The 9,542-nt window shown below is 52.8% G+C and carries 14 protein-coding genes and 2 pseudogenes; 6 read left to right on the top strand and 10 right to left on the bottom strand.

The window, feature by feature from the left end:
• Positions 1 to 105: 105 nt before the first annotated feature.
• The 4 genes and pseudogenes from B5F35_RS16595 to B5F35_RS16610 all read left to right on the top strand — a co-directional run.
• A pseudogene (locus tag B5F35_RS16595) lies at positions 106 to 366 on the top strand (ParB/RepB/Spo0J family partition protein); the annotation flags it as partial.
• Between the two features lie 251 nt (positions 367 to 617).
• The gene (locus tag B5F35_RS16600; protein ID WP_087242669.1) at positions 618 to 1,010 is read left to right on the top strand and encodes a hypothetical protein; all 393 of its coding nucleotides are present in this window, start codon (positions 618 to 620) and stop codon (positions 1,008 to 1,010) included.
• A 377-nt stretch (positions 1,011 to 1,387) separates the two neighbouring features.
• On the top strand, positions 1,388 to 1,708 hold the full coding sequence (locus B5F35_RS16605; protein ID WP_140401271.1) for a hypothetical protein: 321 nt from the start codon (positions 1,388 to 1,390) through the stop codon (positions 1,706 to 1,708).
• A 377-nt stretch (positions 1,709 to 2,085) separates the two neighbouring features.
• Positions 2,086 to 2,586, top strand: coding sequence for a hypothetical protein (locus tag B5F35_RS16610; RefSeq protein WP_087242671.1), 501 nt, complete (start codon positions 2,086 to 2,088; stop codon positions 2,584 to 2,586).
• Between the two features lie 158 nt (positions 2,587 to 2,744).
• Here B5F35_RS16610 and B5F35_RS16615 read toward each other — a convergent pair whose 3' ends face one another.
• On the bottom strand, positions 2,745 to 2,984 hold the full coding sequence (locus B5F35_RS16615) for a helix-turn-helix domain-containing protein (protein ID WP_087242672.1): 240 nt from the start codon (positions 2,982 to 2,984) through the stop codon (positions 2,745 to 2,747).
• A 121-nt stretch (positions 2,985 to 3,105) separates the two neighbouring features.
• Here B5F35_RS16615 and B5F35_RS16620 point away from each other — a divergent pair, with 121 nt between their 5' ends.
• Together B5F35_RS16620 and B5F35_RS16625 are read left to right on the top strand one after the other, a co-directional pair.
• The gene (locus tag B5F35_RS16620; RefSeq protein WP_087242673.1) at positions 3,106 to 3,543 is read left to right on the top strand and encodes a hypothetical protein; all 438 of its coding nucleotides are present in this window, start codon (positions 3,106 to 3,108) and stop codon (positions 3,541 to 3,543) included.
• 32 nt (positions 3,544 to 3,575) lie between these two features.
• A pseudogene (locus B5F35_RS16625) lies at positions 3,576 to 4,688 on the top strand (relaxase/mobilization nuclease domain-containing protein); the annotation flags it as partial.
• Between the two features lie 212 nt (positions 4,689 to 4,900).
• On the opposite strand, the gene B5F35_RS16630 reads toward B5F35_RS16625, so the two are convergent.
• From B5F35_RS16630 to B5F35_RS18555, 9 genes are all read right to left on the bottom strand, one after another.
• Positions 4,901 to 5,236, bottom strand: coding sequence for a type II toxin-antitoxin system RelE/ParE family toxin (locus B5F35_RS16630; protein ID WP_087242674.1), 336 nt, complete (start codon positions 5,234 to 5,236; stop codon positions 4,901 to 4,903).
• Positions 5,229 to 5,483, bottom strand: a complete 255-nt coding sequence (locus tag B5F35_RS16635) for a type II toxin-antitoxin system prevent-host-death family antitoxin (protein ID WP_009260451.1) — start codon at positions 5,481 to 5,483, stop codon at positions 5,229 to 5,231. Before B5F35_RS16635 ends, B5F35_RS16630 begins: the two co-directional genes overlap by 8 nt.
• An 87-nt stretch (positions 5,484 to 5,570) precedes the next feature.
• The gene (locus B5F35_RS19355) at positions 5,571 to 6,731 is read right to left on the bottom strand and encodes a relaxase MobL (protein WP_275532270.1); all 1,161 of its coding nucleotides are present in this window, start codon (positions 6,729 to 6,731) and stop codon (positions 5,571 to 5,573) included.
• A complete protein-coding gene (gene mobP3 / locus B5F35_RS19360; RefSeq protein WP_275532271.1) occupies positions 6,622 to 7,344 on the bottom strand; it encodes a MobP3 family relaxase in 723 nt (240 codons plus the stop codon). The genes B5F35_RS19355 and mobP3 overlap by 110 nt, the downstream gene beginning before the upstream one ends.
• Entirely contained in the window at positions 7,344 to 7,751 is a 408-nt protein-coding gene (locus B5F35_RS16645; protein WP_242969569.1) for a hypothetical protein, read from the bottom strand. The genes mobP3 and B5F35_RS16645 overlap by 1 nt, the downstream gene beginning before the upstream one ends.
• 350 nt (positions 7,752 to 8,101) lie before the next feature.
• Positions 8,102 to 8,473: a hypothetical protein gene (locus tag B5F35_RS16650; RefSeq protein ID WP_087242676.1), complete on the bottom strand. Its 372-nt coding sequence runs from the start codon at positions 8,471 to 8,473 to the stop codon at positions 8,102 to 8,104.
• A complete protein-coding gene (locus B5F35_RS16655) occupies positions 8,467 to 8,907 on the bottom strand; it encodes a helix-turn-helix domain-containing protein (RefSeq protein WP_087242677.1) in 441 nt (146 codons plus the stop codon). Before B5F35_RS16655 ends, B5F35_RS16650 begins: the two co-directional genes overlap by 7 nt.
• On the bottom strand, positions 8,904 to 9,113 hold the full coding sequence (locus tag B5F35_RS16660) for a helix-turn-helix domain-containing protein (RefSeq protein ID WP_087242678.1): 210 nt from the start codon (positions 9,111 to 9,113) through the stop codon (positions 8,904 to 8,906). The genes B5F35_RS16655 and B5F35_RS16660 overlap by 4 nt, the downstream gene beginning before the upstream one ends.
• Positions 9,114 to 9,176: 63 nt before the next feature.
• Positions 9,177 to 9,443, bottom strand: a complete 267-nt coding sequence (locus B5F35_RS18555; protein ID WP_162611464.1) for a hypothetical protein — start codon at positions 9,441 to 9,443, stop codon at positions 9,177 to 9,179.
• Positions 9,444 to 9,542 lie beyond the last annotated feature (99 nt).

A 9,542-nucleotide genomic window follows, 5' to 3' on the forward strand; every position in this document is an offset into this window, starting at 1 on the left:
CTCCAGCCCTTCTTCCTCATAGGCGTCCAGCCGTTCCCAGTATGCTCCCGGACTCTCCGGCAGCGCCACCAGCTCCTCCGAGGCCCGGGATGCGTTGGCCTTCACATGGATGACGAGGCCATGATGGAGACCGCAGACAGTGTGCGGCAGTACGGTGTGTTGGTTCCGGCGATTGCCCGCCCGGACCCGAAGGGCGGCTATGAGCTGGTAGCCGGACACAGGCGGCACCGGGCCAGTGAGATTGCCGGGAAAGAGACCATGCCGGTCATTGTCCGGGATTTGGATGATGATGCCGCCACCATCATCATGGTGGACAGTAACCTCCAGCGGGAAAGCCTGCTCCCCAGCGAAAGGGCCTTTGCCTATTGATAAGCAAGCGGCCTGGAGCATCTACTGCACCCACGACACGGACTCTCGACAGTTTCCCGCTGTCTTTCCGTGATCCGTTCCGCTGGATCAGGGCTGATCACTTCCACCGGAAACCGCTGGGCAGCTGTGTATCGCTTGCTTGGGACAGGCAATATCGCAAATAGGCTAAAATGAATGTAGATTGGTTCATAATCTTATGCTATATTTTTAAGCAACAAATGATAACTTAATACTTGGGGGTAGTGCGAATGACAGATGAATTAAGCTCGTTAATAGAGGCATTAGAAAACACTGATACTTATGATAGAGAAAATGCGTTGATTGACTTATACATTTTTTTGAGAAGTCAAAATTATACTTTACCAAAAGCTGAAAACACCGCTATTTTTATTGAACTATCCGAATGGCGTGATTGTTCACTTAGAGATGGGGTTGAGTCCTACTACGAAACAAAAGATGCAAATGAATTGAGCAAATTAGAAAAATCTATGAAAAAATATGCTCAACAAGATGCGTGTAACAAATGTATTGTTGGAATTCGTATATATCAAGAAAAAGGTGACTTTTCCTCTCTTGATAACTGGATTATTGATAATGAGTGGGCTATAAACGACTTTTTGGTTGAATTAGCAAAAGAATAAGCTTACAGCATAATAGATGAATTAGCCGCTTTCCATTGAAGCACACAACAAAAAGCAAATACCCATCCACAGGGACAGTCGAGAAATTGGCTGCCCTCTTTCTGTACTGACAGGCTGATAGATGCCCCAGGCCCTAAACGCATGATTGAAGAAAATCCCAAAACCCACTATAATAGATTTAATAGGCAAGCGGCCTGGAGCATCTGCCGCACCCACAACACGGACTCCCGGCAGTTTCCCCGTTCCGCTGGATTAGGGCTGACCGCTGGCTACATCAAACAGCGAAGATCGCTGAAAAGCGGTGCCGGAAGTTTGCGTAGAAACACAATGCCGCTAAAATGACTTTCAGGATGAATACCAAATTAAAGGGGAAAATAATGTTTATTAAATTTGATGATTTGGATATGTTGGATTTTTTTGAGAGTGAGCCATTAGCTATTGGAGAAAAAGATGAAGCAAAATTTATATACTCCATAAAAGATAGTCATCAATTTTCAATGACACTAGTGGTTGATACTTATGCAAAAATAATAGATATTTCTGTTAGATATAGCGATAATACCATTTTTGCAGGAGAATTCGATGATGTGCTTGAAATTAGAAAAAGTGAAGATGTACTACTTGTAGAGATGGAGAATAAAAAACGCTTAGTGTTAAAAAAACACTCTTGTTTTGGGATTGTTATAGAAAATATATAGTGTACCTTTGAGTTGATGAGCGAATCATTCTGCTGCCCAATCAGTATGACCACGCCACAGACAACCGGATGGGCACACGGTACTACTGTAATGCTATGGACAAGTTGGTGGCATCCGTGTACTCATGGATTTGATAAGCAAGCGGCCTGGAGCATCTACCGCACCCACAACACGGACTCCCGGCAGTTTCCCACCGTCTTGCTGAGACCCGTTCCGCTGGATCAGGCTGACCGCTTCCACCGGAAATCGCCGGGCGGCTGTGTGGCGCTCGGCCGGAGCAGGCAATACCGCCAACAGGACAAAAGGATGTAGATTAGTTCATACTCTTATGCTATACTGTTTTCAAAAGCAACAAAGTACCAAAGGAGAATGTTCGTATGCTTAAAAGAATATCACTTTTTATTGATGGCATGGGGTTAGTTCTTTATTCTCCATTCGCAGTAAAGAAAATACCCGCTAATGAAGATTTTTTGACAAAGTCCTTGTGGAACCCCGAAGATGTAAAACAGCAGGTTGAATCATGCCAGATTGTTCCGTTTTGTACTGGCTCTCCTGGCGATTATGTGATCGACTGTTACGAGGGCTTACCAAGTGAAGATTATCTTAGTAAATTTGAGTATATTTTGCGCTTAGGGATTATTGTGCGAAATGACACCGTTTGCATAAGAGATTTGTTTGACTTTACACGTTGGCATCCAGATTGCGCAGATGATCAAAAAATAAATATTGCTTCAGGCTATTATGTTATGACTATTTGCACTTCAACACCGGAAAGCGGAATTACCGGCGACAATCAGTTGATTGAAATTCACTTTTATAAAGTGGGATATTTCCCTGCAACAAAATGTAATGGTGTTCCACTGTTATGTGAAGAATAACACCCCAGTCCTCCAACCGAGAGCAGCTATTTTCGTGCAGAAAACGGCTGCTCTCTTTCTATGCAAACAGGCAACAAGCCCCCTATGCAAAGAGAATCCTGCAAAAAATTAACCGCCTGGATGGAACAAGCAAAACCTCCGGCGAAGCTCGTCGGAGGTTAGGGCTCTAGGTTATCTTCCTGGAAAAGCGGTGAGGCAAAAAAGGTGTCAATGCCGATCCCCAGGCCCTGGCACAGCTCATGGATGATCCGCAGCTTCACGGAGTCATAGGAGCAGTTCACAATATTGCCAATGGTGGATTTGGGGACGCCGCTTTTCATATACAGCTGATACTGTGTCATATTTCGTTCGTCCAGCAGCTCCAAAAGGCGCTTGCTGACTGCTTGGTTCAATCTCACTTTCGCTCACCGTCCCTGTCCCTGTACTAAAATTATTATATGGGCCGGTGCGTGAAAATTAGTCCCTGTAACTGTACTAATGGTGTTATTTGCTGTATGATAGGTTCAGGGGTGTTTATCCATGAATGTGACCTTTTGCGGCCATGCACAGATTACAGAACGAGAGGCGCTGCAAAACTGGCTGCAAACCATAACACAAAGCCTGATTGAGCAAGGTGCCACCACCTTTTACCTGGGCGGCTACGGGGCCTTTGACAGTCTGGCGGCTTCGGTTTTGCGGGAGCAAAAGAAACGGTATCCGCAGATCGAGCTGGTCCTTGTTCTGGCGTATCTCAACACCAGACAGGATACTTCCGGTTATGACAGAACCGTCTATCCACCACTGGAAACGGTGCCGCGCCGGTTTGCGATTTCCCATAGAAACCGCTGGATGGTGGAGTCTGTCGATGTGGTGGTCAGCTATGTACTCCATGATTGGGGCGGCGCTGCCACAACTCTACAATACGCCAAGCGAAAAAAGAAGCGGATCATATCTTATTGTGATGATGTGGGCGGCTGAGGCCGCCCTGTTTTTGAGAGGAGGGAAACTTCATGGCAACCACGCGCATTATGCCGCTGCACACCGGCAAGGGCCGCACGGAGAGCCGAGCGATCAGCGACATCATCGACTATGTGGCTAACCCACAAAAGACAGACCACGGCAGGCTCATCACTGGCTATGAGTGTGACAGCCGGACCGCTGACGCTGAGTTCCTGCTGGCAAAGCGGCAGTATATCGCGGCCACCGGACGGGTGCGGGGAAAGGACGATGTGATTGCCTATCACGTCCGTCAGTCCTTCTGCCCCGGCGAGGTCACACCGGAGGAGGCAAACCGGCTGGGCGTGGAATTTGCCAAGCGGTTCACCAAGGGCAAACACGCTTTCATTGTCTGCACCCATATCGACAAATCCCATGTCCATAATCACATTATTTGGAGTTCGGTCAACCTGGACTGTGACCGAAAATTCCGCAACTTTTGGGGCAGCACAAAGGCCGTCCGGCGACTGAGCGATACCCTGTGTGTGGAGAATGGATTGTCCATTGTCGAAAATCCAAAGCCCCATGGAAAGAGCTATAACAAGTGGCTGGGCGATCAGGCCAAGCCCTCCCACCGGGAGCTGCTGCGGGCTGCCATTGACAATGCCCTGGCACAGAAAACTGCCAACCTGGACGAGCTGCTGAAGCTGCTCCAAGAGTCTGGCTGCGAGGTATCGAGACGCGGGAAATCCTATCGTTTGAAGCTCTCCGGCTGGGATAAAGTAGCCCGTCTGGACAGCCTGGGTGAAGGCTACACCCTGGAGGACCTGCTGGCCGTTCTCACCGGCAAAAAGGAGCATACACCCCGTCAGAAACCGGCCATGCAAGCAGATCCGCCGAAGGTCAATCTGCTGGTGGATATTCAGGCCAAACTCCAGGCCGGAAAAGGCGCAGGGTATGTGCGCTGGGCCAAGGTTTTTAACCTGAAACAAATGGCGCAGACCATGAATTATCTCACCGAGCATAACCTGCTGGACTATGCGGTGCTGGAGGAAAAAGCAGCGGCGGCCACGGCCCACCACAATGAACTGTCGGCGCGGATCAAGGCGGCAGAGAAACGCATGGCGGAGATCGCTGTCCTGCGGACCCACATCATCAACTATGCCAAGACCCGTGAGACCTGTGTGCCGCCTCCTTTTTGTCAGCAACACACAATACCCGAACTTCCGCCCAATAGCCACCCCCAACCGCAACTATTTTCAGAAAGTTATCATCTGCGGGCAGGATTTTATCTTTGTATTGCAGTCCAGATTTTGATATGCCTGCCATAGAAAAACCGCCTGCATCTCTGCAGACGGTTCCGGTGACAAATCGTTTCTCCCTATGAAGAAGATTGTCTCTATTCGTTTGTTTCGTCGTCCTGCACATCTCCAAAGAGGATGCGAAGATAATCCCGGCGGCCGTAGAGCACACGATCCACATAGACATCGTTGTCAAGAACTCGGTAAAAAGTGAGGTAACTGCCGGTCACCAGGAAACGATAGTCACTCTCGACATCGGCAACCGAGGACAGGGACGCGCCAATCAGACTGTGCTCCCGCGATCTGCGGATGTCCTTTGTGATGTTCCGTACCGTGGAGATCGCTGCGCTGGGATTTTCCAAATTCTTTGCGATATAGGACTTGATCCCGGCCAAATCAGCCTGCGCCTCGTCGGATAAATGCAGGTTATTCATCTGCGATTCCGAGATGTTTTTCTACGGCCTCCAGCGTCAACCAGCCCTTTTCCTCCCCGGACTTGCGGCCCTTGGCCAGCTCGTTCATCAGCCGGAGGGTGGCCTGTGTCCGCTCATAGTCCTGCATGTCCACGATGGCGTAGCGGCCCCGGCCATTCTTCGTCAGAAAAACCGGAGCGCCCACAGCCACGTCATGCAGAACCTCCGTGTAATTACGCAGATCGGAGATGGGTTTGATGTTCGGCATGGTGTTCAGCCCCTTTCTTGCCCTTAGTATACCTCGATCTGCTGTAAAATTCAACAGCATTTTTTACTGCGGTTTCGTTGACGATTGCTACCACCCCATAGTCATGCCGCCCATGTCCTGCCGGAGAGTTTCCTCATGGTCATCCGGCTTGTGGCCCATGGCGATCTTCTTTTCCTGGATTTTCCGCCGCAGCTTTCGGTCCACCCGCTGTCCCACCGGAGCGGCGGGCGGTACCGAGTTGTCACGAAAGATCTGACTCAGATGGTGGAGCAGCCGGGTGGCCGCCAGGAACACATTGGGCCTGCGCGCCTGATCGAAGTGCTCCAGGAAGAAGGCGGCGTACTCGTTTCCCTGTTCCGCCGATTCATAGAAATACGTCCAGGCCTGCTCCCGATCCTGTTTGCCGCCCTGCCCGGTGAGGTACAGTTTTCCAAGAGCGTACTGGGCGTATTGGTTGCCCTGCTGGGCGGACTCGGTGAGATAGGCCACTGCTTTTGGCACGTCCTTCGGAACATCTTTCCCCTCCAGATACAGCTTTCCCAGGCGGTAGGCGGCGCAGGAGTTCCCCTGCGCCGCCGCTTTTCCATACCAGGATACCGCCTCATTCGTTCGATTTTGGCCTTGCAGGAACTTTCCCAGCGCGTATTGGGCGAAGTCATATCCCGCGTCCGCCGCCCGTCGAAACCACAGTTCCGCCTGCTCGTCATCGGGGAGAACGCCCCGCCCATCCCGCCAGCATTTGCCCAGTTGGTAGGCAGCCAGGGAGAAACCTCTCTGCCAAAGCTGCTCCAGTACCCGCACCTGCTCCGCCTTTTCGCTCTCTGGATTTTCGTACTCCTCCAGCACCTCCTTGGCACTCTGGTAGATTTCGGCCATCTGCCAATTGGAGTCCCAGGCGAAGTACACCGCATTCTGGTCCTCATCCACCTCGTCCCTCATGCGGGCATCCTCGAAGGTAAACGTACCCAGCTGGAGCCGCTCCGCCTCCCGGATGACCATGTTCTTGATGGCTTTGAACTCCTTCTGCTGGGAGAGAGTCAGGTGTTCTCTGGGGGAGTCTTTGTAGTAACGCTCCAGCTCGCCCCGAAGCTGATTCCACTGTTCATAGCACTCTGCCACCTCCGGGATCTTGGCCAGCTCATCCACGATGGCGTCCACCTGTGCCTTCACCGGCTTTTTCAGGTAGCCGTAGACCTTTTTGCCCTTGTGGTTCTCCAGCATCCCGGCCAGCGTCTCCATCTGCTCCATGATGCCGGATGAGCCGCCCCATGGCCTCCGTTGCCGCGTCCCGCACTTGGCTGTAGGACAGATCTTTCTTCTGGTAGAGAGACAGCAGCTCGTCCCGGAAGATCTCATTGGACAGTTGGGAGCGCATCTTTTCGATGCCCTTTTCTGTGAGATACCCCTGCTTGGGGTCTGCCGACCAGACCATCATGTGGATGTGTGGGTGGTGTTTTTCATCGTGGAAGGCGGCCCGCCACCGGAAGTTACCGGGTGAGATCTTCATGGCCTGAGCCAGTTCCGTCTGGTGGGCCAGCAATAACTTCCGCCAGCTCTCGCTGCTTTCGTAGCCCAGCCGGTGGGCATCCTCCCGTTTCAGAGAGTAGACAAAGGTCCACACCGGTCCGGTATGTCCGTTGATCTCCTCCATGGTTTTCTCCAGATCGGCGGGACCGTCGGCGGAGAACAGTCCGTGGGAGCGGGGACGCTGGGCCATATATTCCAGGTATCCGCCGCCGTCATGGGAGGGGGGCGGAGCCTCGATCAGCTCCACACCCTCCCGGGTGGCGATGTACTCGGCGTAGTGACTGCCGCCGTTTCCCGGCTTGATGTAGCCCGACTTCTGGATTAGTCCCGGCATCACTCAGCCCCCTTTTGGTAACGGACCGTGTCTTCGAAACTGATCTCGCCGTTGGTCTCCTTGACCTCTTTGACGCACCGGACCCGGGCTTTCCGCAGCTCATCCAGGTCGATGTCCAGGTCGGTGGCCAGGAGATTTCCCATGAGGTTTTGATCCACCGACAGCTTGAACAGCAGGTGTCCTACCCGTTTGCCCAGGGCTCCCAGCTTTCCCTCCAGCACATCGGCCAGGACCCGGGGCAGGTAAGCATCAGCGGATTCTGCGTCCAGGTAACCGGAGTAGAAACGGATGGCCTTTTCGATAAATTCATTTCTGGTAGAGCAGTTATCTCGCCGGTAGCGCGATTCTACCTCGGTCCAGGCGGATTCACTGAGCCAGACGGAATGTTTCTTATTTCCCTTTTTCAAATTCAAAATCCTCTCTTTATTGCATCAGCGCCGCCCGAAAGCCTGTCACAGCGGGGATTCAGGCGGCTTTTGAGAAAAAACAGCGCCAATCTCAAATCGGGTTGGTCGGAACAGCGCCAACTCCAACCCCTGAAACCGCCCGCACTGCGGGCGGAAGTGACCGCCCAGGCGCAACAAAAGCGCCAGGGCTTTCTCCTGCTTTTCCTTTCGTCCTCCGCAAATCAGTTATGGGGCGGCAAATTCCCCGGATAGGCCTCCTCCACAGCGGTGGAACAACGGGCCAAATCCGCCCCGAGACCGCCGGGAGGAGCAGGGACTCTGCCCTGCCCCCAAAGAGGGCACATGGTGGCTTACAGGCCGTTACACGGGGAGAGCTGCTTGCTGCAAGGAACGGCGTACTGCGGCAGAAAGATCCGGCAGTATTCCTCCGGGCCGGACACCAGATGCCGGCGCATCATCTCGCCGCACTGAAACATCTGGAACACCACATTTCGATAGCAGGCCGTTATCTCCTCACGGCACTCCTTTGCAAATATTCTTTGTTCATCTGTCAGGTTTCCACGGCTCTCATCGCAGAGGAACAGGGCCACCCCGTCTTCGTCGATAGACTCCTCGTGCGTACGGTTCCACCGGTTGACAATGTACCGCCGCATGTCTATGGTGCGCCGTGCTGACAGAGATGGGTCCTGCTCGATCAGGCAGTCGATCATCTGCATCAGCATCCGGATGCACACTCCTTTCTCTTCAGCGCCGCCATGCGTTGTTCCGCTCTCTGTCGTTCCAGCGCCAGGTCAGCTGCGTGGAGCTGCCGCTCATAGAACTGTTCAATGGACATCTGGATGGGCAGGATGTAGTAACGCAGACAGCCGTTGAGGGTGCGGACGTCCCGGGTGGTGACGGTGGTGCGCTCCGTCCGGATCAGACCGCGATCCTCCAGTTCGGTCACATACTTGCGCACCGTGTTGACGCTCATCCCCACCGCCTCTCCGATGGCCCGGTAGCTGGCCACGCACTGGTAGGTCCTCCGGTCCTCCCGATGGAGGAGAAATCCGTAGACCGCGATCGCCCCGGCGGACAGTCCCAGGGAGAAGATCTCGTTGGGGAGGGGGAAGTAGTTCTTGATGGGGTCCCGCTTGGGCCAGTACTGTTTTCTCATTTCACACCTCCCGACTGTCCCTCCGCCCACAGGATGAACTTCTCTTTCGGAACTACCATGCGTTTCCCCACACGCAGTGTGGGGAAACCGGGATCGTTGAGCAGCTCGTAGGCGGTGGAGATGGACACGCCCAGTACCTGCGCCACCATCCTGGCGTTGAGGAACAGGGGCAGATCGTCGTAGGATTTGTAGACAGACAGTTTCAATGCTTAGTACCTCCGGTGTTTCAAATTCAGAGAAAAATTTCTTGCGTTTCGGAGGTCTCTCTGTTAAACTGGAACACAGATCAGGCTGTGTTTTCCGAAACGCGGCAGGCCGCTGAACTGTTGCAGCAGTTCAGCGGTTTTTTTACAGGGTCTGTCTTTTTCTTTTCTGATTTTGGCCATGCACCATACCGGTTCCTGCCCTGCGGCCTTGTTTGACCAACACAGCGTTTTCTTCCCCTTGGCACGCTCAGCTGTCAGAGCCCTGCGACAACGTCCTGGCACTGCTTCTCCGGAGAGTATCGTCTCTGGTGATGGGTATTCATTTTTCAACGCCTCATGAAATGCCATCACAGCTGAGAATGAAAATAAAGGCAGTGCATAGGACGGCGGCATCTGCTACACTAAAGTCAGCAGGCGTAGTCCGGTTGC

This window comes from Anaeromassilibacillus sp. An200, assembly GCF_002160025.1.
GTDB classification, from domain to species: domain Bacteria; phylum Bacillota; class Clostridia; order Oscillospirales; family Acutalibacteraceae; genus Caccousia; species Caccousia stercoris.

What these genes read in the sequence shown, in the direction of transcription:
- B5F35_RS19355 (WP_275532270.1), bottom strand. Translation starts at nt 6,731, where the DNA reads ATGGAGCAGATGGAGACGCTGGCCGGGATGCTGGAGAACCACAAGGGC.
- B5F35_RS16650 (WP_087242676.1), bottom strand. Translation starts at nt 8,473, where the DNA reads ATGCTGATGCAGATGATCGACTGCCTGATCGAGCAGGACCCATCTCTG.
- B5F35_RS16610 (WP_087242671.1), top strand. Translation starts at nt 2,086, where the DNA reads ATGCTTAAAAGAATATCACTTTTTATTGATGGCATGGGGTTAGTTCTT.
- B5F35_RS16600 (WP_087242669.1), top strand. Translation starts at nt 618, where the DNA reads ATGACAGATGAATTAAGCTCGTTAATAGAGGCATTAGAAAACACTGAT.
- mobP3 (WP_275532271.1), bottom strand. Translation starts at nt 7,344, where the DNA reads ATGCCGGGACTAATCCAGAAGTCGGGCTACATCAAGCCGGGAAACGGC.
- B5F35_RS16620 (WP_087242673.1), top strand. Translation starts at nt 3,106, where the DNA reads ATGAATGTGACCTTTTGCGGCCATGCACAGATTACAGAACGAGAGGCG.
- B5F35_RS16605 (WP_140401271.1), top strand. Translation starts at nt 1,388, where the DNA reads ATGTTTATTAAATTTGATGATTTGGATATGTTGGATTTTTTTGAGAGT.
- B5F35_RS16655 (WP_087242677.1), bottom strand. Translation starts at nt 8,907, where the DNA reads ATGAGAAAACAGTACTGGCCCAAGCGGGACCCCATCAAGAACTACTTC.
- B5F35_RS16630 (WP_087242674.1), bottom strand. Translation starts at nt 5,236, where the DNA reads ATGAATAACCTGCATTTATCCGACGAGGCGCAGGCTGATTTGGCCGGG.
- B5F35_RS16635 (WP_009260451.1), bottom strand. Translation starts at nt 5,483, where the DNA reads ATGCCGAACATCAAACCCATCTCCGATCTGCGTAATTACACGGAGGTT.